This window comes from Myxococcota bacterium (assembly GCA_041389495.1).
GTDB lineage: Bacteria > Myxococcota_A > UBA9160 > UBA9160 > UBA4427 > JAWKRT01.
The window spans coordinates 1511431-1537692 of record JAWKRT010000001.1; the positions used below are offsets into that span (position 1 = coordinate 1511431).

The 26262-nt window shown below is 74.5% G+C and carries 26 protein-coding genes; 10 read left to right on the forward strand and 16 right to left on the reverse strand.

The window, feature by feature from the left end:
- Positions 1–8: 8 nt before the first annotated feature.
- The 4 genes from R3E88_06655 to R3E88_06670 all read right to left on the reverse strand — a co-directional run bounded on the left by R3E88_06655 (position 9) and on the right by R3E88_06670 (position 2799).
- Positions 9–782: an electron transfer flavoprotein subunit beta/FixA family protein gene (locus R3E88_06655; GenBank protein MEZ4216139.1), complete on the reverse strand. Its 774-nt coding sequence runs from the start codon at positions 780–782 to the stop codon at positions 9–11.
- A 224-nt stretch (positions 783–1006) separates the two neighbouring features.
- Positions 1007–1711 (reverse strand): MBL fold metallo-hydrolase, encoded by a 705-nt coding sequence (locus R3E88_06660; GenBank protein MEZ4216140.1) that lies wholly within the window; start codon positions 1709–1711, stop codon positions 1007–1009.
- 39 nt (positions 1712–1750) lie between these two features.
- The gene (locus tag R3E88_06665; protein ID MEZ4216141.1) at positions 1751–2188 is read right to left on the reverse strand and encodes a Rieske 2Fe-2S domain-containing protein; all 438 of its coding nucleotides are present in this window, start codon (positions 2186–2188) and stop codon (positions 1751–1753) included.
- Positions 2158–2799, reverse strand: coding sequence for an alpha/beta family hydrolase (locus tag R3E88_06670; GenBank protein MEZ4216142.1), 642 nt, complete (start codon positions 2797–2799; stop codon positions 2158–2160). Before R3E88_06670 ends, R3E88_06665 begins: the two co-directional genes overlap by 31 nt.
- A gap of 178 nt (positions 2800–2977) precedes the next feature.
- Here R3E88_06670 and R3E88_06675 point away from each other — a divergent pair, with 178 nt between their 5' ends.
- Genes R3E88_06675 through R3E88_06685 form a run of 3 tightly spaced genes read left to right on the forward strand, consistent with a single transcriptional unit; the run spans position 2978 to position 5858 of the window.
- Positions 2978–3904, forward strand: a complete 927-nt coding sequence (locus R3E88_06675; GenBank protein MEZ4216143.1) for an NAD-dependent epimerase/dehydratase family protein — start codon at positions 2978–2980, stop codon at positions 3902–3904.
- Entirely contained in the window at positions 3901–5376 is a 1476-nt protein-coding gene (locus R3E88_06680; GenBank protein ID MEZ4216144.1) for an alkaline phosphatase family protein, read from the forward strand. Before R3E88_06675 ends, R3E88_06680 begins: the two co-directional genes overlap by 4 nt.
- The gene (locus R3E88_06685; GenBank protein MEZ4216145.1) at positions 5373–5858 is read left to right on the forward strand and encodes a DUF1232 domain-containing protein; all 486 of its coding nucleotides are present in this window, start codon (positions 5373–5375) and stop codon (positions 5856–5858) included. The genes R3E88_06680 and R3E88_06685 overlap by 4 nt, the downstream gene beginning before the upstream one ends.
- A gap of 26 nt (positions 5859–5884) precedes the next feature.
- On the opposite strand, the gene R3E88_06690 is transcribed toward R3E88_06685, so the two are convergent.
- From R3E88_06690 to R3E88_06705, 4 genes are read right to left on the reverse strand one after another with little or no spacing between them, the layout of a single operon-like run.
- Positions 5885–6337: a thioesterase family protein gene (locus R3E88_06690; GenBank protein MEZ4216146.1), complete on the reverse strand. Its 453-nt coding sequence runs from the start codon at positions 6335–6337 to the stop codon at positions 5885–5887.
- A 4-nt stretch (positions 6338–6341) separates the two neighbouring features.
- Positions 6342–7100 carry a hydroxyacylglutathione hydrolase gene (gene gloB / locus R3E88_06695; GenBank protein ID MEZ4216147.1) on the reverse strand — a complete coding sequence of 253 codons (759 nt, stop codon included), beginning with the start codon at positions 7098–7100 and terminating at the stop codon, positions 6342–6344.
- 31 nt (positions 7101–7131) lie between these two features.
- Positions 7132–8034: a PD-(D/E)XK nuclease family protein gene (locus R3E88_06700; GenBank protein ID MEZ4216148.1), complete on the reverse strand. Its 903-nt coding sequence runs from the start codon at positions 8032–8034 to the stop codon at positions 7132–7134.
- 28 nt (positions 8035–8062) lie between these two features.
- A complete protein-coding gene (locus R3E88_06705; protein MEZ4216149.1) occupies positions 8063–8548 on the reverse strand; it encodes an NUDIX domain-containing protein in 486 nt (161 codons plus the stop codon).
- A gap of 200 nt (positions 8549–8748) precedes the next feature.
- On the opposite strand from R3E88_06705, the gene epsC reads away from it, so the two are divergent.
- The 3 genes from epsC to R3E88_06720 are packed head-to-tail and all read left to right on the forward strand — an operon-like array spanning position 8749 to position 10819.
- On the forward strand, positions 8749–9663 hold the full coding sequence (gene epsC / locus R3E88_06710; GenBank protein MEZ4216150.1) for a serine O-acetyltransferase EpsC: 915 nt from the start codon (positions 8749–8751) through the stop codon (positions 9661–9663).
- Positions 9651–10262, forward strand: a complete 612-nt coding sequence (locus tag R3E88_06715; GenBank protein MEZ4216151.1) for a cytochrome c-type biogenesis protein CcmH — start codon at positions 9651–9653, stop codon at positions 10260–10262. Before epsC ends, R3E88_06715 begins: the two co-directional genes overlap by 13 nt.
- Positions 10259–10819 carry a cob(I)yrinic acid a,c-diamide adenosyltransferase gene (locus tag R3E88_06720; GenBank protein MEZ4216152.1) on the forward strand — a complete coding sequence of 187 codons (561 nt, stop codon included), beginning with the start codon at positions 10259–10261 and terminating at the stop codon, positions 10817–10819. Before R3E88_06715 ends, R3E88_06720 begins: the two co-directional genes overlap by 4 nt.
- Positions 10820–10937: 118 nt before the next feature.
- Here the strand turns inward: R3E88_06720 and meaB are convergent, their stop codons facing one another.
- Together meaB and R3E88_06730 are read right to left on the reverse strand one after the other, a co-directional pair.
- Entirely contained in the window at positions 10938–11972 is a 1035-nt protein-coding gene (gene meaB, locus R3E88_06725; protein MEZ4216153.1) for a methylmalonyl Co-A mutase-associated GTPase MeaB, read from the reverse strand.
- On the reverse strand, positions 11965–13941 hold the full coding sequence (locus R3E88_06730; GenBank protein ID MEZ4216154.1) for a protein meaA: 1977 nt from the start codon (positions 13939–13941) through the stop codon (positions 11965–11967). The genes meaB and R3E88_06730 overlap by 8 nt, the downstream gene beginning before the upstream one ends.
- A 101-nt stretch (positions 13942–14042) precedes the next feature.
- Between R3E88_06730 and R3E88_06735 the strand changes: the two genes are divergently transcribed.
- Positions 14043–15116, forward strand: coding sequence for a serine/threonine protein kinase (locus R3E88_06735; protein MEZ4216155.1), 1074 nt, complete (start codon positions 14043–14045; stop codon positions 15114–15116).
- A 31-nt stretch (positions 15117–15147) separates the two neighbouring features.
- On the opposite strand, the gene R3E88_06740 is transcribed toward R3E88_06735, so the two are convergent.
- The 5 genes from R3E88_06740 to R3E88_06760 all read right to left on the reverse strand — a co-directional run bounded on the left by R3E88_06740 (position 15148) and on the right by R3E88_06760 (position 20938).
- Positions 15148–15681: a hypothetical protein gene (locus R3E88_06740; protein MEZ4216156.1), complete on the reverse strand. Its 534-nt coding sequence runs from the start codon at positions 15679–15681 to the stop codon at positions 15148–15150.
- Positions 15678–17471, reverse strand: coding sequence for a hypothetical protein (locus R3E88_06745; GenBank protein MEZ4216157.1), 1794 nt, complete (start codon positions 17469–17471; stop codon positions 15678–15680). Before R3E88_06745 ends, R3E88_06740 begins: the two co-directional genes overlap by 4 nt.
- Positions 17472–17746: 275 nt before the next feature.
- Positions 17747–18451 (reverse strand): hypothetical protein, encoded by a 705-nt coding sequence (locus R3E88_06750; GenBank protein MEZ4216158.1) that lies wholly within the window; start codon positions 18449–18451, stop codon positions 17747–17749.
- Positions 18452–18513: 62 nt separating this feature from the next.
- Positions 18514–19392 (reverse strand): PEP-CTERM sorting domain-containing protein, encoded by an 879-nt coding sequence (locus R3E88_06755; protein ID MEZ4216159.1) that lies wholly within the window; start codon positions 19390–19392, stop codon positions 18514–18516.
- 319 nt (positions 19393–19711) lie between these two features.
- Entirely contained in the window at positions 19712–20938 is a 1227-nt protein-coding gene (locus R3E88_06760) for a sulfatase-like hydrolase/transferase (protein MEZ4216160.1), read from the reverse strand.
- Positions 20939–20980: 42 nt separating this feature from the next.
- On the opposite strand from R3E88_06760, the gene R3E88_06765 reads away from it, so the two are divergent.
- The 3 genes from R3E88_06765 to R3E88_06775 all read left to right on the forward strand — a co-directional run bounded on the left by R3E88_06765 (position 20981) and on the right by R3E88_06775 (position 23698).
- Positions 20981–21826: a VOC family protein gene (locus tag R3E88_06765; protein ID MEZ4216161.1), complete on the forward strand. Its 846-nt coding sequence runs from the start codon at positions 20981–20983 to the stop codon at positions 21824–21826.
- Positions 21827–21931: 105 nt separating this feature from the next.
- Positions 21932–22894 (forward strand): quinolinate synthase NadA, encoded by a 963-nt coding sequence (gene nadA / locus R3E88_06770; GenBank protein MEZ4216162.1) that lies wholly within the window; start codon positions 21932–21934, stop codon positions 22892–22894.
- A 156-nt stretch (positions 22895–23050) separates the two neighbouring features.
- Complete coding sequence (locus R3E88_06775) at positions 23051–23698, forward strand: hypothetical protein (protein ID MEZ4216163.1); 648 nt, start codon at positions 23051–23053, stop codon at positions 23696–23698.
- 30 nt (positions 23699–23728) lie between these two features.
- Here R3E88_06775 and R3E88_06780 read toward each other — a convergent pair whose 3' ends face one another.
- The gene (locus R3E88_06780) at positions 23729–26257 is read right to left on the reverse strand and encodes an HD domain-containing phosphohydrolase (protein ID MEZ4216164.1); all 2529 of its coding nucleotides are present in this window, start codon (positions 26255–26257) and stop codon (positions 23729–23731) included.
- Positions 26258–26262: the final 5 nt, after the last annotated feature.

Below are 26262 nucleotides of genomic sequence, written 5' to 3' on the forward strand. Positions count from 1 at the left end.
GGGCCCCGCTAGAGGAGCCCGAGCTCCTTGATCTTGCCGACCAGGCCGGCGACGACCTGCTCCGTGTTGCCCTCGAGGATCGTCGCGCCCTGGCCCTTCGGCGGCGAGTAGATCTTCCCGATCTTCACCTTCGCGCCGAGGTCGGACACGCCGAGGTCGCCCGCCGTCTTGACGTCGACCGGCTTCTTCTTCGCCTGCATGATGCCCTTGAGCGACGCGTAGCGGACCTGGTTGGCGCCGGTCTGGATCGCGACGAGCGCGGGCGTCGGCAGGTCGACGACCTCGAACGCGCCGCCTTCGAGCTCGCGCTCGCAGCGGATCGAGCCCGCGGACAGCTCCGACTTCGTCACGCCCGTGGCCGACGGGAGGCCGAGCAGCTCGGCGAGCATGGGCGGCACGGCCGAGAAGTTCGAGTCGTCCGACATGAGGCCCGTGAACACGAGGTCCGGGCTCTCGGCCTTGGCGACCGCGGCGAGCACCTTCGCCACGCCGAGCGCGTCCGAGGCGGCGGCATCGGCGTCCTTCACGTGGATGCCGCGGTCGGCGCCCATGCCGAGCGCCGTGCGCAGCGCCTGCGTCACGCGGTCGGGGCCGATCGACACGACGACGACTTCCGTGTCCGCCGCCTTGTCCTTGATCTGCAGCGCCTCTTCGAGCGCGTAGGTGTCGTAGCTGTTGATCTCGAACTTGATGTTGCTCTCGTTGATCCAGGTTCCCGACCCATCGATGTCCAGCTTGGCATCCGAATGGGGGACCTGCTTCAGGCACACCATGACCTTCATGGGGAGGGGCCTCCGACAGTCGCGAGGACTCGTTCTTCGGGTGTCGTGTCGAGCCGACCGGCACGGCGTCGCACCGGTCGACGGCGAGACAACGGCGCGCCGGCCCGGGGGCGTGGCGCGCCGTCGAAAAGCGGGCGAACGCTAGCCGCCGGGGGAGCGGTTTTCAACGCCGCCGCGCCGACTTCCGGCGCAACGGACGGCTGCACGCCGGGGCCTTCGCGCGCTCAGTCGACGCCCATGAACCCGAGGAACTGCTCGAGCGACGCGACGCGCAGGAAGGGGTTCGTGCGCTTCTGCTCGCCCATCGTCGAGTGCGCTTCGGGCGAGTAGAGGTGGCCGGGGAAGAGCCAGGTCTCGTCGGGCAGCCGCTTCAGCGTCTCGTTGAGCGAGCGGTACATGTCCTCGGGGCTCGCGCCCGGGAGGTCGACGCGCCCGCAGCTCCCGAGGAAGAGCGTGTCGCCCGAGACGAGCGTGCCCGGCGTCGCGGCCTCCTCGACGAGGAAGCACTGCGAGCCCGGCGTGTGCCCGGGCGTGTGGAGCAGGCGCACGCGAACGCCGCCGAGCTCGATCACGTCGCCCGCCTCGTGGCCGACGATGTCGCGCGGCGAGAGCCCGCTGATCTTCGCCGTCCCCTCGACCTCGTGCTTGTTCACGTGCACGGGCACCGCGCGCCGCTCGTGCAGCTCGGCGAGCCCCTCGATCTCCATGCCGAAGATCGAGCCCCCGATGTGGTCCTGGTGGTAGTGCGTGACGAGTGCGCCGACGAGCTTCATCTCGTCCTCGTCCGCGACCTCGAGGATGCCGTCGATGTTCCAGGCGGGGTCGACGACGACGCACTCGCGCGTCGAGCGCGAGCCGACGAGGTAGACGAGGTTCGCCATCTCGCCGAGCGCGAGCTGCCGGAAGTAGAGATCGGTCTCGTCGGCCATGTCGGCCCTCCGCCTGCGTCGGGCGCGCCGCGCGCGCCCCTACTTCTCTCCACCCGCGTCCGCGACGTCGCGCGACACGAGCTCGAGCTCCCCGTCCGATGCCGACACGCGCACCTCGTAGCGGCGCAGGCGCACGCGATCGTCGTCGGGCGTCTCGCCCGTGTCGACGTCGAAGGCCCACGCGTGCTCGGGGCAGATCAGCTCGCTGCCCGCGAGCAGCCCCGCCGAGAGGCTCCCGCCCGCGTGCGGGCACGCGTCGTCGACCGCGAAGAGCCCCTGCGCGCGCCGCCCGATGCAGAGCCGGCGCCCGGCCACGTCGATGCGCCGCAGCTCGCCCGCCCGCAGCCCGGCGACGGCGTCGAGCGCGATCGTCCCGCGCCAGCGCGCGCCTTCTTCGCCGGGCGCGGGCGCGTCGGCATCGCGCGCACGCCCGTCCGCACGCGTCCTCAGAGCGCGCCCACCTGGTCCTCGAGCCAGGTCGCGATCGCCTCGAGCACCGCGTGCCGCACCGCCCGCGGGTCGATGCCCGACTTCTTCGTGACCTTGAACGCGGCGTCGGCGCTCTCGACGACCTGCAGGCGCGTCGGCGCACCGACGCGCACGAGCGCATCGCGGAGCCGGTCGACGTCGCAGCTCGGGTCGCGCATGCCCTGCACGAAGAGCATCGGCGAGATGATCCGGTAGAGATCCTCCGCGTCCGCGAGCTCGGGCTTGCCGCGCGGGTGCAGCGGGTAGTTGAGCAGCACCAGGCCGTCGACGCGGATCGGGTCGGTCGCGAGGCGCGCGGCGACGCGCGCGCCGAGTCCGACGCCCCCGATGAACAGATGGGCGGGCGCGGCCGACGGGTCGCGTCCGAGCGTCGCGATTGCCGCGCGGAACGCGTGGTCGAGACGTTCGGGCGAGTCGGACGACGCGCGCTTGCGCGCCTCGGCGAAGGGAAAGTTGAAGCGGAGCGTGAGGCACCGGCGCAGCGTGAGCTCGCGGTGGACGTGCTCGAGCAGCGGGTCGTGGAGGTCGCTCGTGGAGCCGTGAGCGAGGACGACCGCGACGCGCGAGCCGGTCGGCCACCACTCCGGAATGCCGAGCACGGCGGAGACTTCGTGGAGGCCGTGGGCCGGCTCGCGGAGAGGGACCTGGATCGCCTCGAATCGCGCGGACGGCTCGATCGCTTCTCCCTCAGGGGAGTCCGTCGTCATATGCCGGGCACGGTAGAGTAGGGCGCCTTGGCGCGCTCGCTGGCCGGCTCCCACACGCCCCGGGGATCGCTTGGAAAACGTCCTGATCACGGGTATTTCCGGCGCACTGGCGCGCATCCTCGCGCGCTCGCTCGCGGGCGCGCACCGCGTCTGCGGCGTCGACGTCGTGCCGTGGCGCTCCGCGCCCCAAGGGGTCCGCATCCATCTCGCCGACGTGCGCAAGCGAAGCTTCGAGGACGCGATCCGGCGCGAGCGTCCGGATGCGATCGTCCACCTCGGCTTCATCCGCCACTTCCAGTCCGACGAGCGCCATCGCCACGACGTGAACGTGCGCGGCACCAAGCGCCTGCTCGACCACTGCCTGCGCTACGGCGTGAAGCGGCTCGTCGTGGTGTCGAGCAGCTACGTGTACGGCGCGTTCGCGGAGAACCCGTTCCACATGACCGAGGACGCGCCGCTCTCCGCGAGCCGCACCTACCCCGAGATCCGCGACCTGGTCGAGGTCGACACGCTCGCGAGCGGCTTCCTGTGGAAGGAGCCGTCCGTCACGACGTGCGTGCTGCGGCCGGTGAACGTGATCGGCCCGACCGCGCACTCGATGGCGGCGCGCTACCTCGGGCTGCCGCGCGTCCCGACCGTCATGGGCTTCGATCCGATGATGCAGTTCATCCACGAGGAGGACGTCGCGGGCGCCATCGCGCGCGCGCTCGGGTGCGGACTGCGGGGCGTCTTCAACGTCGTCGGTCCGGGCGAGGTGCCGGTGCGCACGGCGATCCACGAGACGGGCGGCGTCGCCTGGCCGGTTCCCGAGGTGCTCCTGCGCTCGACGTTCGGCACGCTGTTCCGCCTCGGCTTCGGAGACTTTCCGCAGGGAATGCTCGACTACCTCAAGTATCCGGTGACGCTCGACGGCCGGCCCTTCGCCGCGGCGACCGGCTTCGAGCCCGCGCACGGGCTCGCCGACTGCTTCGAGAGCGTGCGGCGGTCGCGGCGGTGAGGCGCGAGCGCGGCTGGGGTGGGCTCGGACGCGGGCGCGCGCGCGGGCTCGCCGCGGCGCTCGCGAGTGCGCTCGCGGCGGGAGCCTGTGCGACGGACGGCGGCGCGCGCGCGCCGCGCGACGCGACGGCGCCGCGCGAGGTGACCGAGGCGGTCGAGCGCGTCGTGCTCGTCTCCATCTCCGGGCTCGATGCGGCGTCGCTGCGCGACGACGCGCTGCCGACGCTCGCGCGCCTCGCCCGCGAGGGCGCGCGCGCGGAGGACGTGCGCGGCGTCGGCGCCCCGCTCGTCTACCCGGCGCACGCGACGCTCGTGACGGGCCGCGCGCCCGATGCGCACCGCGTCGTCGCCGACACGCTGCTCGGCCGCCGCGGCGTGCGCGCGAACGCGCCTTTCTGGCACGCGACGCGCATCGAGGGCGCGACGCTGCTGACGGCCGCGCGCGCCGCCGGCCGCCGCGTCGCCGCGATCGGCTGGCCGTCGACCGTCGGCGCGCCGCTCGACGCGATCGTCCCCGACCTCGCGCCCGTCCGGGAGGGCGAGACGTGGCTCGGCGTGCTCGAGCGCGCGGCGACGCCCGCGCTCTTCGCGGCGATGCGCGACGCGCTCGGCCGCGCGCCCGCGCCGTGGCCGGTCGCGAGCGAGCGCGACCGCGCGCGCACCGCGGCCGCCTGCGCCGCGCTGCGGGCGGCGGCCCCGCCCGAGCTGCTGCTGCTGCGCCTCGAGGAGCCCGCCGTCGCCATGCAGCTCGACGGCGTCGACGGCGAGTCGTCGCGCGCCGCGCTCGCGCGCGCCGACGCGCGTGTCGCCGATCTCGTGCGCTGTCTGCGCGACGCGGGCCTGCGCGAAGGCGCCGCGATCGCGATCGCCGGCGATCGCGTCCTCGCGCCCGTGCACACGCGCATCGACCCGAACGTGCTGCTCGCCGAGGGCGGATGGCTTCCGAGCCTGCCGCTCGCGTCGACCGAGGGAGCGTGGCAGGCGATCGTGCGCGCGACCGACTCGCTCGCGACCGTGCACGCCGAGACGGAGCAGGGCGCCGTCGCCGTGCGGCAGATCCTCGAGGGCGCCGCCGCGCGCACGGGCGCCTTCCGCGTGCTTCCCGCCGTCGAGCTCGCGGCGCGCCGCGGCGACCCGCGCGCGTGGTTCGGGCTCGAGGCGACGCCCGGCTACGTGTTCGGCGACGCCGCGACGGGCCCGCTGCTGCGGCCGTCCGAGCGACGCGCCGCGGGGGCGGCCGCGCAGACGCACGTCGCCTTCGCGGTCGCGGGAGCCGGCGTGCGCGAGCGCATCGTCGTTCCGCAGATGAGCGCGCTCGACGTCGCGCCCACGCTCGCCCACCTTCTCGGCGTCGACCTGCCCGGCGCGGAAGGCCGCCCGATCGTGGGCGTGTTCGCGCGCACGCGTCCGCGGGCGGGCTCGGACGAACGGAGCACACCGAGCGACCCCCCGCGCGCGAGGAGCGGCTCGTGAGTCGAAGCCCCGACGACCCCCGCATCACGATCGAGCTCAATCCCGCCGAGCGGCGGTTCTACGATCGCGTGCGTTCGTACGTGGCCGAGCCCGAGCCCGGGCGCACCTCGACGTTCTGGGACCTCGTGCTGCTCCTGCCCGACCTCGCCGTCCTGCTCTTCCGCCTCGCGCGCGACGCGCGCGTGCCCTTCTTCTCGAAGGCGATCGCCGGCCTCGCGGTCGGCTACGTGCTCTCGCCGTTCGAGCTGATGCCCGAGCTCGTGCTCGGGCCCATCGGCCTCGTCGACGACCTCGTCGTCGTGGGCATGGCGCTGTCGCGCATGCTGAACCACGTGCACCCCGACGTCGTGCGCGCGCACTGGGCGGGGAAGGGCGACGCGCTCGACGCCATCCAGCGCGTGTCGGCGTGGACCGAGGACCAGGTGGTGTCGCGACTGCGCGGCGCGGTGCGCGCGCTCGTCGGGCCGCGCGCGGGCGCCTGAGGCGCCACTGCGCGCGTCGCGCGGGGTCACGCGTCGCGCGCGTCGGGCGCCGCGCGCGTGCGCAGCTCGTCGCGCCACTCGCGCGGGATGCGCCGCGGGCGGCCCGCCTCGTCGACGCAGGCGTGCTCGGTCGCGCCCGTCACGAGCACCCGGCCCGCGAGCTCGGCGCAGTACGCCATGCGGAGCGACGCGCCGGCCACGTGGTCGAGCCAGGTCGCGATCTCGACGCGGTCGTCGAAGCGCGCGGGCGCGCGGTAGTCGACCTCGAGGCGGATCGTCGCGAGGTGGAGGCCGGCGTCGACGTAGCGCGTGTACGGAACGTGGTAGCGATCCATCCACTCGATGCGCGCGAGCTCGAACCAGCGCACGTAGTTCGCGTGGTGGACGATGCGCATGCCGTCCGTCTCGAAGAACGCGACGCGGTGCGCGACGCGCGCGACGGCGGCGCCGTCGGGAGGCCCGGCCAGCTCGGCGCCCATGCGGCTAGAAGTCGTCCTTCCACTTGCGCAGGCGCCCGAGGTCCTCGGCGTCGCGCGCGCGCAGGAAGGGATTCGTGCGCTTCTCCTCGCCGATCGTCGAGGGGATCGTCATCTCGTCGGGCGTCGCGTCGTGCCAGTCGGCGGCCTTGTGCGCGCGGATGGCGCGCACGGCCTCGAGCCGGCGGCGGATGTCCTCGTTGTCCGGCTCGGCCGCCGCCGCGAAGCGCAGGTTCGACTCGGTGTACTCGTGGCCGCAGTAGACGCGCATGTCGTCGGGCAGCCTCGCGAGCTTGCCGACGAGCGCGTCGTACATCATCTGCGCGTCGCCCTCGAACGTCCGCCCGCAGCCCGCGGCGAACAGCATGTCGCCCGTGAACGCGGCCTTCGCGTCGTCGAAGACGTAGGCGACGTGGCCGGTCGTGTGGCACGGGATGTGGAGGACGCGCGCGGTCTCGCGGCCGACGCGCACCTCGTCGCCCTCGTCGACGCCGCGCGTGAAGCCGGCGAGGCGATGGGCATCGGAGACGTGGCCGACGACCGGCGCGCCGTAGCGCTCGGCGAGCTCGGGGTTCGCCATCGCGTGGTCGGGGTGGTGGTGCGTGGAGAGGACGAGCGCGACGCGCGCGCCGGTCGCGTCGACGCGCGCGATCACGGGCGCCGCCTCCGGCGCGTCGATCACGGCGGCCTCGCGCGTGGCGTCGCACACCACGAGATAGGTGTAGTTGTCGCCGAGCGTCGGGATGCGTTCGATCTGCAGGCTCATGGCGGCGCAGCCTAGCACGCGCGTCGGCGCGCTAGAGCAGGTCGAGCTGACCCGTGCGTCCCACGCGCAGTGCGGACGGACGCGCCGGACGCTGCGCGTCGCCCGCGCGCCGCGCGCTCGCGTTCGTCGGCGCGCTCGCGTTCGCGGCGTCCTGCGCGCGCGCGTCGCCGTCCTCGCGGAAGGCCGGGCACAGCGAGCGGTACTCGCACCAGTCGCACAGACGCGACGGCTTCGGCTCGTACGCGCTCTCGCGCTGGATCTCGTCGATCCGCTCCATCGTCGTCGCGCGCAGCCGCTCGAGCTGCTCGGGCGTGCGCTGCGAGACGCGCGTCACGCCCTTCGCGACGTAGTGCCAGACGAGCCGCATCGGCTGCTTCGGCCCGTAGACCTTCTGGAGGCCGAGCTGGTAGAGCGCGAGCTGGCGATCCTCGTCGAGCTTGCTCTGCGACGGCACCCACTGGCCCGTCTTGTAGTCGACGATCTCGATGGCGCCGTCGGGCGCGCGGCTGATGCGGTCGACGATGCCCTGCACCTTGTAGCGGCCGGCCTCGTCGAGCTCGAAGAGCACGCGCTCCTCGAGCCCGAGCGTCTCGTCGGCGTCGAACGGGTAGTGGCGCCGATAGTAGTTGTGCAGACAGCGCGACCCGAGCTCGCGATAGAAGGCCTTGTCGGTGCCCTCCTTCACGATGCGGATGCGCGCGTCGTCCCAGTGCTCGTCGAAGATCTGGTAGTAGCGGTCGACCACCTTCTGGAGCGGCGGCACCTGGCCGCGGTCGACGAACTCGTAGAGCCGCTCGAGCACTTCGTGGACGCGCTTGCCCACGAAGGCCTCGATGCCCTCGGACTCCTCGGGGACGCGCAGCACGTAGCGGAAGTGGAACTGCCGGGGACACGTCTCGAACGTCGACAGGCGCGAGTGGCTGTAGACCGGCACGGGCCCAGGATAACGGATGGGTCGCGCCTCACGACCCTCGCGCGAGCCGCTCGATGCGCGCCGCGGCCGCGCGCACGGCCTCGCGCTCGTTCTCGAACGTGAGGGCCTCGATCGCGTCGGCGAGCGCGTGCCAGCCCACGTCGTCCATCTCGTCGTCGCGGTGCGCGGAGGCGTCGCCCGCGTCCTCCATGAGGAAGTAGACGACGTGCTTCCCGATCAGCTCGCCCGTCGCGAGGTTCTCGTACGCGTAGCGGGACTCGCCGAGGGGCTCGACGATGCGCGCGCGGCGGCCCGTCTCCTCGCGCACCTCGCGCAGGGCGGCGTCCTCGAGCGCCTCGCCGGGGTCGATGTGCCCCTTCGGAAGGCGCACCGTGCGAGCCCGCGTGTTCCAGTCGACCTGGTGGCCGAGCAGGATCTCGACGCCGCGCGGCGAGCGCCGGAACACGACGCCGCCCGCGCTGCGCTCGACGCGCGTCGCCTCGCTCGGATCGCGCTCGCCCCGGCCGCCTCGCATCGCGTCACCTCCGTCCCGCGGCCGCATCGTAGGCGCGCGCGCCGGCGGGTGGGATGCGCGAGGGCCGCTACCTTCCGCCGGCGCCTGCGCCCGCCGAATCCACCACCCGGGCCCGCGGCCCGGCGCGCCCGACGAACGACGCCCGAGCGCCCCCGACTCCCGACTCCCGACGCCCGATTTCCGAGACTGGAGGCACACGCATGTCGACGCGAGGCAACGAGCTGCGCGAGGCGCCCGTCCGCGCCGCGGGCGACGACGGCGGCGGGCCCTACGCCGCGACCGTCGAGGCGCTCGCGTCCTGCGACGAGGACGCGCTCTCGAAGGCGGCCTGCGGCGGGCTGCTCGACCCGAACGAGGTGATCGAGTGGGCGGAGCGCGCCAAGCGCCTCGTGCTCTTCCAGCGCGAGCGCGGCGAGCTGCGCGTCGAGGTGCCCGCGCTCGCCGACCGCCTCGCCGCCGTGCTGCGGCAGGTGACGCTGCCGGCCGGCGTCGACGCCGCCTCCGTCGTGCGCCGCACGATCGAGCGGCTCCCCGTCGTGCGCGCGGCGCTCGCCGAGGACGTCGACGCCGCCTACGTCGGCGACCCCGCCGCGAGGAGCTTCGAGGAGATCGTCGTCGCCTATCCGTCGATCCGCGCGCTCGCGATCTTCCGCCTCGCCCACGAGCTCCACGAGCAGGGCGTCCCGCTCGTGCCGCGCATCATGACCGAGTACGCGCACGACCGGACCGGGATCGACATCCACCCCGGTGCGCGCATCGGCCGCCGCTTCTTCATCGACCACGGCACCGGCGTCGTCGTCGGCGAGACGGCCGAGATCGGCGATCGCGTGCGCGTCTACCAGGGCGTCACGATCGGCGCGGCCTCGGTGCGCGACGCGGGCGCCCTGCGCGGGCACAAGCGCCACCCGACGATCGAGGACGACGTCACGATCTACGCGGGCGCGACGATCCTCGGCGGCGAGACGGTGGTCGGGCGCGGCAGCGTGATCGGCGGCAACGTGTGGATCACGTCGTCGATCGAGCCGGGCTCGCGCGTGCTGGCGGAGCCCGCGCGGCACCTCGTGCACACCGGTGCGCCGCCCGCGGACGGGGAGCAGCTCGAGTGGGAGATCTGAGCCGACACCCGAGTGGCGCGTCCGGTGTCGCTGCGGCGATCGGCGCGCTCGCCGCGGTCGCGGCGCTCGCCGCGGTCGCCGTGCTCGCCGCCGCTCCGGCCGCGTCCGCCGACGCGTCCGTCGACGCGTCGGACGCGGGCGGCGACGCCGCTGCCGCGGCCGCCTCGGCCGCGCCGGGGCAATCCTGGGGCTACCAGCTCGCGCACGACCTGATGAGCCCGTTCTGCCCCGGCCGCACACTCGCGCAGTGCCCGAGCCCGCAGGCCGACTCGCTGCGCGTCTGGATCCTCGCGCAGGAGGCGGCGGGCGCGACGCGCGAGGAGGTCGAGGCGCAGCTGATCGCGCGCTACGGCGAGGAGATGCGGCCCGCGCCGCCGGCCGAGGGGCTCGGCGGTGTCGCGGCGTACGGCATCCCGATCCTCGCGGTCGTCGCGGGCGGGCCGCTCGTGTTCGTCGCGCTGCGCCGGCTCGTCGGCCGCCGCGGCGATGCCGCCGGGCCGTCCGGAACGCCCGACCCGCGCGCGCCGCACGCGGCCGATCCCGCGCTCGACCGCGACGTCGCGGCGCAGATCGAGCGCGAGCTCGGGGAGCGCCCGTGAAGATCTACACGCGGCGCGGCGACGCGGGCGAGACCGACCTGTTCGGCGGCGAGCGCGTGCGCAAGGACGCGCTCCGCGTCGACGCGTACGGCGAGGTCGACGAGGCGAACGCGTGCGTCGGGCTCGCGGCCGCGCGCCTGCGCGACGACGACGTCGCACCGCTCCTCCAGCGCGTGCAGAGCGCGCTCTTCGACGTCGGCGCGCACCTCGCCACGCCCGACGCGCACCACCGCGCGAAGGCGAAGGTGCCGACCGTGGGCGCCGACGACGTCGCCGAGCTCGAGGCGGCGATCGACCGCTTCGAGAGCGAGCTCGCGCCGCTCGCCACCTTCGTGCTGCCCGGCGGCTGCGAGGCGGCCGCGGCCTTCCACCTCGCGCGCACGGTGTGCCGGCGCGCCGAGCGGCGCATCGTCGCGCTCCACGCGCTCGAGCCCGTCGACGAGGCCGTGCTCCGCTACGTGAACCGGCTGTCCGACCTGCTGTTCACGCTCGCGCGGCTCGCGAACGCGCGCGCGGGCGTCGCCGACGTCGCATGGGTGGGGCGCGAGCGCGGCTGACGCGCGGCCTCGACGATCACGATCGTCGGTCGCTCGGCGCGGCGCCGCGCGCAGGTTCCGATCGCGAGCCCGGTGACGAGTGCCGCGGCGAGCGGAATCCAGACGAGGCGCGCGAGCTTCACGTCGCGTCGCCCGCTTCGCGCTGCGCGCCGGGCGGCGCGAGCGCCGCCTCGAGACCCGCGGCGAGCTCGCCGAGCAGCTCGAACGCCGAGCCCCCCTCCGCGACGCGCGCCGCCGCGCGCGCATCGAGCGCGTCGGGTCCGCCGAGCCGCTCGATGCCGTGGCTGCCGAAGCGCCGCGCGAGCGCCTCGCGCACGTGCGCCACGCGCGCGCGCGCGCGCAGCCGCGCGAGCTCGCCCGAGGCCTCGAGCGCGGCGCGGTGCGCGCGCACGGCGTCGAGCACCTCCTCGACGCCCGCGCCGTCGCGCGCCGACGCGAGCAGCACGGGCGGCTCCCAGCCCGCCGTCTTGCGCTCGCCGAGGGCGAGGCCGGCGCGCAGCTCGCGCTGCGTGCGCGCGGCGGCCGCGCCGGTGTCGGCCTTGTTCACGACGAACACGTCCGGGAGCTCGAGCACGCCCGCCTTCATGAACTGCAGCAGGTCGCCCGCTCCGGGCTGCGCGACGAACACCGTCGTGTCGACCTGGCGCGCGACGTCGCCCTCGGACTGCCCGACGCCGACGGTCTCGACGAACACCCAGTCGAAGACGCTCGCGAGCACGATCACCGAGGCCCAGGTCGCGTCGGCGAGGCCGCCGAGCCGCTCGCGCGCCGCCATCGAGCGCACGAACACGCCTTCGTCGCGCGCGCTCGCGCGCATGCGGAAGCGGTCGCCGAGCAGCGCGCCTCCGGTGCGCTGGCTCGACGGGTCGACCGCGATCACGCCGACGGTCGCGCCGCGCGCGCGGAGCGCGCGCACGAGCGCGTCGAGCAGCGTCGACTTGCCCGCGCCGGGCGCGCCCGTGACCCCGACGCGCAGCGCGTCGTGCGCGCGCGGCACGGCGTCGGCGCGCTCGACCCGGGCGAGCAGGGCGAGCGCTTCGGCGCGCCGATCGGGGCGCCGGTCGTCGACGAGGTTCAGCGCGGGGGCGACGGCGGAGCGGTCGCGCGCGAGCAGCCGAGAGGCGAGGTCGCGCGCGAGCGCGGCCTCAGCCATTGCGCTCCGCCACGAGCGCGACGACGTCGGCCAGGATCGCCGTCAGGTCGAAGTCCTTCGGCGTGTACACGCGCGCGACGCCCTTCGCGAGCAGGTCGCGCGCGTCCTCGTCGGGAATGATCCCCCCGACGACGACCGGGACGTCGCCGAGCCCGGCGCGCCGCAGCCCCTCGATGACGTCGAGCACGAGCACGCCGTGCGAGCCCGAGAGGATCGAGAGCCCGATCACGTGCACGCCCTCGTCGGCCGCGCTGCGCACGATCTCGTCGGGCGTGAGGCGGATGCCGTCGTAGACGACCTCGATGCCGACGTCGCGCGCCTTCACCGCGATCTGCTCGGCGCCGTTGCTGTGGCCGTCGAGCCCGGGCTTGCCGACGAGCATCTTGAGCGGGCGGCCGAGCTTCTCGCCGAGCTCGCGCACGCGCGCGCGCACGGCCTCGCTCGCCTCGGTGCCCGAGAGGCCCGGCGCCGCGCCGACGCCCGTCGGCGCGCGGTACTCGCCGAACTGCTCGCGCAGCGCCTGCGTCCACTCGCCCGTCGTGACGCCCGCGTGGGCGGCGCGAATCGACGCGGGCACGACGTTGCCGCCGTTCGCGGCGATGTCGCGCAGGTTGCGGAGCGCTTCGCGCACGTCGTCGTCGCTCCGCGCCGCGCGGTGGGCGCGCAGCCGCTCGACCTGCTCGCGCTCGGCCGCGTCGTCGACCTTCAGGATGGCGCCGCCGTCGCCGGCCGCGAGCGGCGACGGCTCGCTCTCGGCGAAGCGGTTCACGCCGACCACCACCTGCTCGCCGCTCTCGATCGCGCGCACGCGCGCGGTGTGCGACTCGACGAGCCGCTGCTTCATGTACGCGTTCTCGACGGCGGCGACCGCGCCGCCCATCTCGAGCACGCGCGCGAGCTCGCCCTCCGCCTCCTCGCGCAGCGCGCGCGTGCGCGCCTCGACGACGTGCGAGCCGGCGAAGACGTCCTCGTACTCGAGCAGGTCGGTCTCGTAGGCGAGGATCTGCTGCGTGCGGAGCGCGAGCTGCTGGTCCCACGGCCGCGGCAGCCCGAGCGCCTCGTTCCACGCGGGGAGCTGGAGCGAGCGCGTGCGCGCGTCCTTCGAGAGCGTGACGCCGAGCGCCTCGAGCGCGATGCGCACGATGTTGTTCTCGGGCTGCGCCTCGGTGAGGCCCAGGCTGTTCACCTGCACGCCGTAGCGGAAGCGGCGCAGCTTCGGGTCGGCGACGCCGTAGCGGTCGCGGCCGAGCGCGTCCCACATCTCCGTCATCGCGCGCACCTTGCACACCTCCTCGACGAAGCGGATGCCCGCGTTCACGAAGAAGGAGATGCGGCCGAAGGCGGTGGGGAGCGCGTCGGCCGGCACATCGGCGCGCGCGCGCACGGCGTCGAGCAGCGCGATCGCGTTGGCCATCGAGAACGCGATCTCCTGCACGGGCGTCGCGCCCGCCTCCTGCAGGTGATAGGAGCAGACGTTCACCGGGTTCCACTTCGGGATCTCGGCGACCGTGTAGGCGACGACGTCGGTGGCGAGGCGCATCGAGGCCTCGGGCGGGAACACGTAGGTGCCGCGCGAGAGGTACTCCTTGATGATGTCGTTCTGCGTCGTGCCGGCGAGCTCGCGCGCTGGCACGCCGGCGCGCTCGGCCGTCGCGACGTAGAGCGCGAGCAGCCACGGCGCGGTCGCGTTGATCGTCATCGACGTGTTCATGCGCCCGAGCGGGATGCCGTCGAACAGCGTCTGCATGTCGTCGATCGAGCCGACCGGGACGCCCACCTTGCCGACCTCGCCGCGCGCGAGCGGGTGGTCGGCGTCGTAGCCGGTCTGCGTCGGGAGGTCGAACGCGACCGAGAGGCCCGTCTGTCCCTTCGCGAGGTTCGAGCGGTAGAGCTCGTTGCTGCGCCGCGCCGACGAGTGCCCCGAGTAGGTGCGGATCATCCACGGGCGGTCGCGTTCGGCAGGCGGCATCGTGCTCCTCGAGGACCCCCCGGGCTGGCAGGGGACGCTATCCGAACGGGCCGCACCGCTCAATCGAGGCGCGCACCCGCGCGCCGCGCTACTTGAGGCGCGTGGCGACGCGCGAGAGCCCGAACGAGTCGTTCTTCCGTCTGTCGCCCGACCGCGTCCTCGAGGCGGTCGAGGCGGGCGGCTTCCGTCCCACCGGTCACTGCTTCGCGCTGAACGCGCTCGAGAACCGCGTCTACGACCTGCGCCTCGAGGACGGCGCGCACCTCGTGGCCAAGTTCTATCGGCCGGGGCGCTGGAGTCGTGAGGCGATCCTCGACGAGCACCGCATGCTCTTCGCCCTGCGCGACGCCGAGATTCCGGTGTGCGTGCCGCTGCCGTTCGCGGACGGCGACACGCTCCACGAGGTCGCGGGCATCCACTACGCCGTCTGGCCGCGCACGGGCGGCCGCTCGCCCGACGAGCTCTCGGACGCCGAGGTCGCCGTGCTCGGGCGGCTGCTCGCGCGCATCCACTCCGCGGGCGAGGCGCTCGCGCTCGCGCACCGGCGCACGCTGACGTCCGAGTCCGTCGTGGGCGAGGCGCTCGCCGTGCTCGAGGGCGGCGGCTTCCTGCCGCCGCACTGCCGGCGACGCTATGTCGCCGCCGCGCGCGAGGTGGCGGCCGTGTACGACGAGCGCAGCCGCGGGATCGCCGTGCACCCGATCCACGGCGACTGCCACGCCGGCAACCTGCTGCACGGCGACGACGGCTGGTTCTTCCTCGACTTCGACGACATGGTGCACGGCCCGGCCGTGCAGGACGTGTGGATGCTGCTGCCGGGGCGCGACGCCGCCGCCGAGCGACAGCGCGAGCGGCTCGTCGACGCGTACCGCGAGTTCCGCCCGTTCGACCCGCGGAGCTTCGAGCTGATCGAGCCCCTGCGCGCCTTCCGCTTCGTCTTCTACGCGGCGTGGATCGCGAAGCGCTGGGGCGACCCGAGCTTCCCCGACGCGTTCCCGCACTTCGGCACCGACGAATACTGGGAGAACGAGACGCGCGACCTCGAGGAGCAGCTCGCGCGCATCGCGTCGCACGACGAGCCGCCCGCGCCGGGGAGCGGCGACGATGGTTCCGCCTCGCGCGACGAGGTCCACGAGGGCGGGCTGACGAACAAGGACTTCTTCTGGGATCTGTGAGAGGCCGGGTGGCGCGCGCCGCGGCGCGGCCTCACTCCGAGATCAGGATCGGCGTGCCGATCGCCGTGACCTCGAACGCGCGCCCCTGCGGATCCGCGAGCGCCGCGCTCGTGAACTCGACCCACTGTCCCGCCGCCGGCTTGAGCGGCAGCAGCGTGAAGCGCGCGATCTCGACCGCGCCGGCGAGCGCGCTCGGCCCGTGGCGCACGTCGACGATCCCGCGGATCTCGCCCGTCGCGAACGCGTTGACGGACGGCCGGAAGAGGCCGCCGTCGTCGTCGAAGTCGGCGCCCGGCGCGGCGGAGTGGAGGACGGCCTTCTTCGGCGAGACCTGCACGTCGATGTCGAACGCCTGCAGCGTGCCGGCGGTCGTCGTCGCCATCACCGAAACCTGGACCGGCACGCCGACGCGCAGGTTCGACGCGTCGAAGGCGAACGTCAGGACCGCGGCGGGCGCCGGGCCGCCTCCGCCTCCGCCGGGGCCGCCGCCGCACGTGCCGCCGAGCAGCAGCGGGGCGAGCGACAGCGCGGCCGCGAGGGCGCGCCTGCGCGCGCGCGCCGTCACTGGACGACCAGCCCGGCCGGCAGCGTCGCCACCTGGCCGTCGGGGTTCACGAGCTGCACGTCGTACGTGCCGGGCGGCACGAGCAGCGCGTTCACCGTGCCCGTCACCGTGCCCGCGTCGAGCCAGGCCTCGCCGAGCACCTCGTTCGCGCTGCCCGTCTGCGCATCGACGAGCCACAGCGCCGGCGTCGCGACGAAGCCCGTGCCGGTGAACGTCACCGAGGCGGCGCCGCCGCCGAGCGCGACCGCGGGCGGATTGGCTGCGGCGAGCGCGGGTGCCGGGTACAGCGCGGTGACGCGCGCGTCGAGCACGAGCGCGTTGTGCAGGTAGGCCCACGCGAGCGGGCGCAGGCGCGGCAGCGCTTCGCCCGCGCGCCCCGTGATCTCGGCGAACGTGAACGAGGCGCCCTGGTTCATCAGGAAGTTCTCGCCCGGCGTCGCGCCGGAGGGCGTCACGTTGTGGTCGTACGCGCCGCCCGACGCGCCGCCGAACAGGCCGCCCGGTGTCGCGCCGTGTGCGACGAGCCCGACGAGGTGCCCCGTCTCGTGCGCGGCCGCGCTCGCGATCGCCTGCGCGAACGCGGTGACCGCCGTCTCGATCGCGTTCCAGCGCGCGAGCGCGGGGCCGCTCGCGAGCTGCGGATCGAACGCGACGTCGAGCACGATCGCGTCGAGCGCGTGCTCGCCGATCGGCGTGCCCGCGTGCGCGGGGTCGAGCGGGTCGAAGACGGCCTGGAACTCGGGATCGGCCGCCCACAGGTCGTCGAGCGCCTGCGGGAAGACGCCGAAGAACGAGCCGAGCGCGCACTCGTCCTGCGCCTTCACGACGTTGTTCACGTCGAGCAGCGTGGCGCCCAGGTACGGAGCGCCGAGCTGCGACGCGCCGCCCACGCACAGCCTCGAGTACGGCGGCGCGGCCGGCTGCGCGGCGACGAGCCGCAGGTTCGCGGAGCCCGGCGCGGCGCTGCCGTCCGGATTGCGCCCGTAGAGGACGTTGGCGCGCGCGACGACCTCCGCGATCACCCAGTCGCGGATCGCGGGCTCGAGCAGCGGCGCCGCCGTCGACGTCAGGTGGAACGTCCGGAGATCCTCGACGAAGTCGACCTCGGGGCCGAGGCTGCGGTCGCGCGTGAAGTCGAGCCACACGAGCTGCTCGTCCTCGAGCGGCGGCCCCGACACCGGGTGGTCGCGAACGGCGAAGCCGTAGACGGCCTGCGCCTCGTTGCCGGCGACGTCGGCGACGCGCACGGTGAGGTAGTGCGACGTGCGCGCGAGATCGGTGCCGGCGGGAACGGCGAGGCGCGCGCCCATCTGCCCGGCGGTGAAGAGCGGCGCGAGCTCGGCGCCGGCGGGCAGGGCGCCGAAGGGGAGGCTGCTCGTCACCGAGAGCGTCGCCGGTGCCACGATCGAGCCGCCGATGCCGCTCCACGCGAGCGTGATGTCGAAGCCGTCGGGCGGCGCGACGAGCAGGTCGTTCATGTCGTCGGGCACGTCGTCGAGCGACACGACGAGCGCGGGCGCGGACGTGTCGATCTCGCCGCCGGCGTCGCCGAAGTGCGCGCCGAAGAGCGCGAGGTCGCGCACGTCGATCGCCGCGTCGCCGTTGGCGTCGGCGGCCGGATCGTAGGCGGGGTCGCCCTCGCTCGCGCCGTACAGCGCGGCGAGCAGCGACTCGTCGGCGGCGTCGATCGCACCGTTGCCGTCGAGGTCTCCCTGGAGGCAGGTCGCGAGCGCTGCGGCTGGCCCGAGCAGCAGCGCGATGGCGGCGACCCAGCTCCCCGCGCGGAACACCGCCGGGCGGGAGGCCCTCGACTCTGCGGACGGTGCGCGCGCGGCGGCACGCGCGGGCAGCATCCATCCCCCTTCCGATTCCACGTGCGACACCGGCGCTCGACCGGTGCCACTCCGCATGCGCACGTCCGCGCGCGCCGGGGCGCTCCTCGCGGCGGACGACAGCTCGATTCCCGCTCAGCTTCTCTCCGCTCCGACCCTCTCGTCCAGTGCGAAGAAGCCCGGCCGCCGCGTCGGTGGCCGGGCTTCCCCGTTTCGGAGTACGAGCGCGGCGGCTAGCCGCGGTGGCGCCGTTCGCGCACCGCGAGCGCGAGGAGCGCCGACCCGATCAGGAGGCCCGCTCCGGGCTCCGGGACCGGCAGGAAGTGGAACTGCGTGTTCGACTGCGCGCTGAAGCTCGAGTTGAACACGGCGCCGGGGAAGAAGTTCTTCGTGGGCGTGTCCATCAGCACGAACATCAGACCGTCGGTGCCGATGCCGCCGAAGTCGCCCGCGAGCGTGCCGCCCGTGATCGTCACGCTGCTCTGGCCACTCGAGACGTCGGGGTCGATGCCGCCGAGGTTGAGCGACGTCGCGAACGAGCCCGCGAAGCCGGGCACGATGTTCGAGACGAAGATCTCGTTCACCTCGAGCGCGAGCAGCACGGTCGTCCCCGTGACGTCGGTGATCCAGACGTCGGCGCTCGACGCGTTGCCGCCGACGAAGCGCGTGCCGATCGTGACCGGCGACTCGACGGTGTCGAGCTGGAGCGTCCAGTTGAGCTTGCCCTGGAAGAGCGCGCCCGTGTTCGGCTGCACGACGGTCGCCGCGAGCCCGTCGGCGTTCGTCTCGATCTTCCCGGTCGAGACGTCGTAGCCGGTCGACGCGTCGGTCGCTTCGATGTCGATCGTCGCCGCGCGGGCCGCCGACGGAACGGCGAACCCGATCGCTCCTGCGAGGAGCACCGCGCGCATCCACGTCGTCGCCGTACCGCTGCCCATCCGTTTCGTTCCTCTCGACTCCGGTTCGGATCGAAGGTGCCCGTTCGCCGCGCCGCCGTCGCTCAGCGCGCGCGCCGCCGACCGGCCGCGCCGAGCCCGGCGAGGCCCACGCACACGAGCGCGAACGTACCCGGCTCCGGAACGAACGGGGACGGGTTCTGCGGCCGGATCTCGCCCGTGCCGGTCGCCGTCCAGCTCTGGGTTCCCACGATCGCGCCCGAGCACGTGATCGTCGCCGCGCACGCCGCGAGCAGGTTGCCGCCCGCGCCGTCGTCGCGCTCGGAGAAGAGGTATCCGTCCGCGAGCAGCGTCGCGAGGTTCGGGATCGACGAGGTGCTCGCCGCGAGCACGTCGGCCAGGTTGCCGACGTTGCCGAAGGCCTGCAGGAAGGTCGCGTCGCCGCCCGTCACGTCGAACGTGCCCGTGAACGTGAAGGTCGGCGCGATCGCACCGCTCGAGTCGAAGAAGACCTGGAGCGTCGAGTTCGGCGCCGTCGAGAAGTCGCCCGACACGAGGAGCCGGCCGTCCTGCTCGGCCGCCGGCCCGCCCGTCGGGGCGTAGATGTTGACCGGGTTCAGGCCGGCGCCGTTGAACGTCGCCGAGTACTGGAAGAACGTCCCGCCGAAGTAGGCGAGCGACTCGCCCACCACGCTCAGCGTGATGTCGACGATGCCGCCGTCGATCTCGGTCAGCACCTCGGCCGGCGGGCCCTCGGTGGTGATGTCGTTCGCGAGGGCGTTGATCGTCAGGATGTCGCCCGTCGCGGCCGCCGTGTCGGTGAAGGTCGCGCCCGTGCTCGCGCCCGCGCCGATCGAGAATCCGATCCGGTCGATCACGTCGCCGGGCTCGAGCCCGAGGAACACCGCGTGCGCGGGCGTCGTCGCGCCGAGCGTCGCGAGCGCCGCCGCGACGGCCAGCGCGCTCTGCTTCCGGAGGGTCATCCGCATCCCCTACCTCGTCTTCCCAACCCGGGATCAGCGTCCGCGGCGGCGAGCGAGCTCGGCCTCGGGGTCTGATGCGGGCGCGCGGACCGGTCCGGCCGACCTGCCGCGCTGACAGCTTCCACGCCGGAGTCGCCGCCCGGCGAGCCCCGGAAACAGAAACGCTGGCGGCCCTCGGTCACAGGAAGGCCAGCCAGCGCGCGGATGCCACGGGGCATCCCCTTCCCGCGGCAGATCGTGTGCAACTCGCATGCCTGGAATGGGTCACTCGGAGCGTCTCGGAATTCCACACGAGTTCCGGGGGCTTGGAGGGGCCCCGTCAGCGAGACGCCGTTCCGCTCGCGGCCGGTGGGAACGCGCGTTCCCCTCCTGCGGAATGCCCGTTCCGCCACAGCGGGGCCGAGGCGCTCGCGGACCGGAGCAGGTCCTCGTGCTCGGCGACCTCCTCGGCGTTCGGCGAGATCGCCGACGACCGCGGCGGCGGGCCCTCGTCGGGCAGCAGGGCGGTGCGCGCGACGACGCCGTCGCGCGCCCGCGCGTAGTAGCGGCGGCTCAGCACGACGCCGATCTCGCGGTCGTCCTCGAGGAGCAGCGGGCGCGCCGGCCGGGGTGCCGTCGGCGGAAGCGGCCCGACGCGCAGCCCCTCGCCCTCGAACGACTCGGGCGGCGAGAAGCCCGCCGCGGCCACGATCGTGGGCGCCAGGTCGAGCAGCGGGACGGGCGCGCGCGCGACCTGCGGCACGACGCCGCCCGGAGGCGTCCACAGGAGCGGCACGTGCACGCGCTCGAGCGCGAGCGGCGCGACGTCGCCGCCCGCGCCGCCATCGGAGGCGAGGTCGGCGCCCGCGAGCGCGGCGAATGCGATGCCGACGCCGGCCTCGCCCGCCGTCTCCTGCGCGCGCGCGACGAGCATGCGCACGTAGCCGTCGAGGTCGTCGAGCCCGAGCCCGTAGAGCGGCGGCGCCGTCGCGCCCGCCGCCGAAGCGGACGGGAAGTGCACCCACACGAGGAAGGGCCGCGCGCGCTCGCGATCGCCGAGCCACGCATACGCGGCGTCGGCCGCGCGCGCCGCGGCCGACGCCGCGCCGGCGGGCGGCGGTGCGTCGTAGACCTCGAAGCCCTGCTGCAGGTTGCGCGAGCGGTTCACGTCGGGGACGGCGACGAACGCCGCCGTCGCGTAGCCCTCGCGCGCGAGCACGCTCGCGAGCGTCGTCGCGCCCGAGCGCAGGAAGGTCGCGGCCGAGGCGTGGACGCCGTGCTCGGACGGCCGCTGCGACGTGAGGAGCGAGGCCGCGGCCGGCGCCGTCGCGGGCGATGGCGTGAACGCCCACACGAAGCGCGCTCCGCGGTCGCCGAGCCCGCAGATCGCGCCGCCCGCGCCGCCGGGCGCGCCGTAGCAGGCGAGGCTCGCGGTCGGGAGCGCGCTCGTGGTGACGAGCAGGAACGAGGGACGCGGCGGCGGGGCGTCCGCGCAGCCCGCGCCGAGCGCGACGGCGGCGGCGAGCGCGGCGACCACCGAGGCGGCGCGGAGGCGGGCCGGTTCCACGGGCGCGACGCATAGCGCAGCGCGTGTGCGATCGTGCGCGCGATGCCGGCTCCCGCCGACGCTCGCGCCGCCGACGCGCCCGTCCACCTCGCTGCACTGCACATCGCCGCGCGCGATCGCGACGCCGCGCGCACCGATCTCGAGCGGCTGCTCGGCATCGCCCCGGGCGCGGCGCTCGAGGTGGGAGGCGTCGCGCTCGAGCTCGTCGCGGTCGGGAGCGAAGCGGCCGAGGGGCTGGTCGGCATGGCGCTGTGCGCGGCAGATGCGCCGGCGCTTCGCGCGCGGCTCGCGGCGGCGGGCGTCGCGCTCGTCGAGAGCGGCGTGCCCGGTGCCGACGGCGCGCGCCTCGATCCGCGCTCGACGCGCGGGCTCGCGATCTGGCTGCGCGAGGGCAGGCCCGCGTCGCCGCGCGCGCCGGCGGCGACCTCTTCGCGCGCGCGCCCGCGGCGCCTCGACCACGTCGTCGTCGCGACCGACGACCACGCGGCCGCGCTCGCGCTCTACCGCGACGCGCTCGGCCTGCGGCTCGCGCTCGACCGCCGCTTTCCCGAGCGCGGCCTGCGCATCCTGTTCCTGCAGGCGGGCGAGGGCGACCGGCGCGTGACGCTCGAGGTCGCCGGCCCGATCGACGCGCGCGGCGGCGGCGCGGGCACCGACCGCTTCGGAGGCCTCGCGTGGCGGGCCGACGACGTCGAGGCCTGGCGCGAGCGCCTCGCGAGCGAGGGATTCCCGGTGTCGGCGCTGCGGCGCGGCTTCAAGCCCGGGACGCGCGTCGCGACCGTGACGGCGCGGACGGCCGGCGTCCCGACGCTGCTGATCGGCGACGCACCGCGAGGCGACGCCCCGGACGGCGACGCGCCGCGAGGCGACGCGGCCGGCGCGCGCTGAGCGACACCGCTGCGCCGCGCCGGGCCCCGCGGCGGCCGCGGGCTACTCTCGCGCGCCCGTCCGTGCGCCCGTCCGTGCGCCCGTCCGCCGCGAGGAGGCCCCGCGATGACCGACATCCCCGCCGACGTCCTGCGCGAGATCCCCGAGGACATCGAGGACGCGATCCGCGAGATCAAGCGCGAGCGCAACGCGATCGTCCTGGCGCACTACTACCAGGAGGACGAGATCCAGGATCTCGCCGACGTCGTCGGCGACTCGCTCCAGCTCGCGCGCGCCGCGCAGCAGGTCGACCGCGACGTGATCGCGTTCTGCGGCGTCCACTTCATGGCCGAGACGGCGGCGATCCTGAACCCCGGACGCACCGTCGTCGTGCCCGACCTCGAGGCGGGCTGCTCGCTCGCCGACGGCTGCCCGGCCGACGAGTTCCGCGCCTTCAAGGCCCAGCACCCCGGTGCGAAGGTGCTCTCGTACATCAACTGCACGGCCGAGGTGAAGGCGCTCTCCGACCTGATCTGCACGTCGTCGAACGCCGCGAAGATGGTGCGGCACTTCGACGGGCAGCCGCTCATCTTCGCGCCCGACCGCCACCTCGCGCGCTTCGTCGCCAAGGAAGCGGGCCGCGACGACCTCATCGTCTGGGACGGCGCGTGCATCGTGCACGAGCAGTTCAGCGCGAAGCGTCTCGCCGAGCTCAAGCTCGCGCACCCGGACGCGGAGGTGCTCGCGCACCCCGAGTGCGAGCAGGCGGTGCTCGACCAGGCCGACTACGTCGCGTCGACGACCGGCATCATCCAGCGCGCGGTCGAGACGCCGGACGTCGTCTCGATCGTCGCGACCGAGGACGGCGTCTTCCACCAGATCCGGCAGAAAGCGCCCGGCAAGGTGCTGATCCAGGCGCCCGGGCTCGACGAGAGCTGCAGCTGCAACCAGTGCCCGTTCATGCGGCTCAACACGCTCGAGAAGCTCTACCTGTGCCTGCGCGATCTCGCGCCGGTCGTGAGCGTGCCCGAGCCCGTGCGCTCGCAGGCCGCGAAGCCGATCGAGCTCATGCTCGAGCTCTCTCGTTAGTTCTACCGAGGTCGCGCTCCCGGGGCTCGCGGAGAGGGCCCGGCGTCGTGGCCGATGGACGGCTAGGTTCTCGGACTTGCGCGTCCCATGCGGCGTGACATCGACGTCGAGCGTCCGGGCCGTCGCCCGTGTTCCGCTGCGACGACCGGAGTGGAAATGAACCCTCGACGCCTCCTCTCGTTTCCGATCATCGCCCGCACGCTCGCACTCGTGTGTGCACTCGCCGCCCCCTCGGCGGCCTCCGACCTCACGGGCACGTGGGCGGGCCGCCTCCGGTGCACGGGCCTCGACGCCGCCGGCGCGCGCGTATCGACGCGCGTGGACAGCACGCTCGAGGTCTCGCAGTCCGGCAACGCGATCGCGGTTCTCGTCGATGGCGCGCTCCTGTACGAGGGAGCGGTGACCGACGCCGCGAATGCGCCGGGCGCGAAGGGGATGGCCGCCCTCGAAGGCTGCCAGAACGACGGCGATCCGAACGCGATCGCCGAGATGGCGAGCGCCGACTTCCGCCTGTCTGCGAGGGCCCCGCGCGGACGCCTCTCGCTCGATCTCGTGAGCCGCGAGGACGGCGTGCGGGAATGCAAGGGCACGTACTCGCGGCAGGATGCCGCCGACCCGGGCGTCGCCGCGTGCCCCGTGTACTACGTGTGCTTCTGCAACGGCGTGTCGGGCGGTCCGGGCGGCTGCGGCAACGGTGGCGCGGGCGGCAACAACGCGGACATCCACCCGGATGTGTCGAACGCGACCCGCCTCGCGATCTACGAGAACGGCAACAACACCGGCTGGGTCTGCACGCCGCAGTAGCGCGCGACCGCGTCGCGCCGCCGTCGGCGCTCAGTGCGCGTGCGGGGCGGCGCCGTCCCACGGGCTCGTGAGGCGCTCGATCGCCTCCTGGAACTCCGGGTCGATCTGCTCGGGCGAGAGGTAGGCCGCCGCATAGCGGAGGTGGAGGTCGTCGGCGAGGAAGACCTCGAAGAGGTCGGCGTCGATGTGCCCTTCCTCGACCATCGCGCGCAGGATGCGCAGCGTCTCGGACAGCGTCTTGCCGGGCTTGTAGGGGCGATCCTTCGCGGTGAGCGCCTCGAACACGTCGGCCAGGCCGAGCATGCGCCCCTGCATCGAGATCTCGTCGCGCGCGAGCCGGTTCGGGTAGCCCGTCCCGTCGATGCGCTCGTGGTGGGCGCCCGCGATCGCGGGGACGTTGCGCAGCTCGCGCGGGAACGGCAGCTCCTCGAGCAGGCGGATCGTCATCACGACGTGGTCGTTGATGACCTTGCGCTCGTCGTCGTTCAGCGTGCCGCGCCGGATCGACAGGTTCTCGGCGTCGCGCGCGTCGATCAGCGGCTCGCTCGTCCCGTCGGCGCGCTCGAACCGCCAGCGCGCCGCGATCGCGCGAATGCGCGCGAGCGCGTCGTCGGTCATGAACTCGCCGCCGACGTTCGCGTGCTCGACGAAGGCGAGGTCGTCGTCGAGCTGCCGCAGGTGCGCGGCGGCGTCGTCGCCCCCGCGCGCGGCGAGCTCGCGGCGCAGCACCTCGTGGCGCAGGCGCACGATCTCGACGCGGTCGAAGATCGTCTCGAGCTTCGTCGCCTTGTCCATCACGTGGACGGGCGTCACCACCTTGCCGCAGTCGTGCAGCAGCGCCGCGATGTGGAGCTCGTAGCGCTCCTCCGGCGAGAGCGCGAAGTCCTTGAGCGGGCCGCTCCGCGCCGCGCACGCGGCGTCGGCGATCATCTCGGTGAGGACGGGCACGCGCCGGCAGTGGTCCCCCGTGTAGCGGGACTTCTCGTCGATCGCGCTCACCGTGAGATCGATGACGCCCTCGAACAGCGCGCGCAGCGTCGACAGCTGTCGGTTGTGGCGCAGCGCGACCGCGGCCTGCGATGCGAGCGACTCGGCGACGTCGACCTCGTCCGTCAGGAACGGGTCGCAGGCGCCCGCGACCGCCTCGCGGAGCAGCACGATCGCGCCGAGCAGGTCGCCGCGCTCCGTGCGCAGGGGAAGGGCGAGCGTCGCGCCGATCGCGAAGCCGCCCGTGCGCGCGAAGGCGCGCCACTCGGGATCGTCCGCGATCGCGGGGTCGGCGCCGATCCACTCCTGCTTCGGGATGCCGCGGCGCACGGCCTCGAGCGCGAGCCGGGCGGGCGGCGTCGCCGACGCGTCGGCGCCGTGCCGAGCCGCCTCCGCGCTCCACGTGCGCACGGCGACGAGATCGCGCAGCTCGTCGCCGTCGCCGAAGTCGGGCGCGAAGAGCGTCGCCGCCTGCGCACCGGTGAGCTCGCCCGCGCTCACCAGGATCGCGTGCACGAGCGCCTCGCCGTCCTCCTTCGCCGACAGCGCGGTGCCGATCTCGTTCAGCCGGCGCAGCGTCTCGATCTGGCGCGCGACCTGCTCCGCCATCTCGTCGAACGTGCGCGCGAGCTCGCCGAACTCGTCGTCGCTCGTCACGCCCGCGCGCGCCGCGTAGTTGCCGCGCGACACCGCGCGCGCGGCTTCCGAGAGCGCGGCGAGCGGGCCGAGCGTGCGGCGCACCTGCCAGAACGTGAGCCCGATGGCCGCGGCGATCGCGATCGCCGCGACGCGCGGGAAGAGGGCTTCGAAGTCCTCGAGCGCGGAGTAGGCGGCGGTGAGCGGGCGCGCCTGTCCGACCGACCAGCTCCCGCGTCCGAACGCCGCATCGAGGAAGATCGGCCAGCGCGCCGCCAGCGCGTCGTCGCCGACGGGCACGGCTCCGCGGTCGATGCCGGTGTCGGGCGCGATGCCCGCCGCGTCGAGCGCGCTCGCGTCGGGCGCGGCGAAGAGCAGGGCGCCGGTGTCGTCGACGACCCAGTAGAGCTCGCCGCTCCGCGTGCGCTCGGGAGCGAAGATCGCGCGCGGCTCGAGCGACGCGACGGCGAGCTCGCCGGTCGGGCGTTCGCGGAGCAGCTCGAGTGCGCCGTCCGCGCGCGCGGTCGAGCGCGCGCGGCGGAGGACGCTGCCGCCGTCGCGGAGTCGCGCGCGCTCGCGCGCGGTGAGCGGAACGTCGAGCGCGCCGGCGTCGCGCAGCGCGACGTCGCGAACGCCCGAGGCGCCGACGGCGCGCACGTCGCCCGCGGCGAGCCCGCCCTGCGCGAGCTCGAGCGAGAGCCGCGCGTCCGCGAGCAGCAGCCGCTCGACGATCGCCATGCCGGTCGAGCGCGAGAGGTCCGCGAGCGCGGCCTTCTCCTCCTCGACGAGGTGCTCGCGCACGCGGTCGTAGGCGTAGACGGCGAAGAGCGTCACCGGCAGCAGCGAGCCCGCGAGGAACGCGGCGAGCACGCGGCGGCCGACGCGCGTGCGGACGGCGCGGGCGTCGAGGCGCGGGGCCGGAGCTTCTCCTTCCACCGGCG

Coding starts and splice junctions, on each gene's coding strand:
- R3E88_06690 (MEZ4216146.1), bottom strand. CDS start 6,337: ATGGGCGCCGAGCTGGCCGGGCCTCCCGACGGCGCCGCCGTCGCGCGC.
- R3E88_06705 (MEZ4216149.1), bottom strand. CDS start 8,548: ATGCGAGGCGGCCGGGGCGAGCGCGATCCGAGCGAGGCGACGCGCGTC.
- R3E88_06755 (MEZ4216159.1), bottom strand. CDS start 19,392: ATGACCCTCCGGAAGCAGAGCGCGCTGGCCGTCGCGGCGGCGCTCGCG.
- gloB (MEZ4216147.1), bottom strand. CDS start 7,100: ATGAGCCTGCAGATCGAACGCATCCCGACGCTCGGCGACAACTACACC.
- meaB (MEZ4216153.1), bottom strand. CDS start 11,972: ATGGCTGAGGCCGCGCTCGCGCGCGACCTCGCCTCTCGGCTGCTCGCG.
- R3E88_06775 (MEZ4216163.1), top strand. CDS start 23,051: ATGAACCCTCGACGCCTCCTCTCGTTTCCGATCATCGCCCGCACGCTC.
- R3E88_06730 (MEZ4216154.1), bottom strand. CDS start 13,941: ATGCCGCCTGCCGAACGCGACCGCCCGTGGATGATCCGCACCTACTCG.
- R3E88_06750 (MEZ4216158.1), bottom strand. CDS start 18,451: ATGGGCAGCGGTACGGCGACGACGTGGATGCGCGCGGTGCTCCTCGCA.
- epsC (MEZ4216150.1), top strand. CDS start 8,749: ATGTCGACGCGAGGCAACGAGCTGCGCGAGGCGCCCGTCCGCGCCGCG.
- R3E88_06765 (MEZ4216161.1), top strand. CDS start 20,981: ATGCCGGCTCCCGCCGACGCTCGCGCCGCCGACGCGCCCGTCCACCTC.
- nadA (MEZ4216162.1), top strand. CDS start 21,932: ATGACCGACATCCCCGCCGACGTCCTGCGCGAGATCCCCGAGGACATC.
- R3E88_06655 (MEZ4216139.1), bottom strand. CDS start 782: ATGAAGGTCATGGTGTGCCTGAAGCAGGTCCCCCATTCGGATGCCAAG.
- R3E88_06660 (MEZ4216140.1), bottom strand. CDS start 1,711: ATGGCCGACGAGACCGATCTCTACTTCCGGCAGCTCGCGCTCGGCGAG.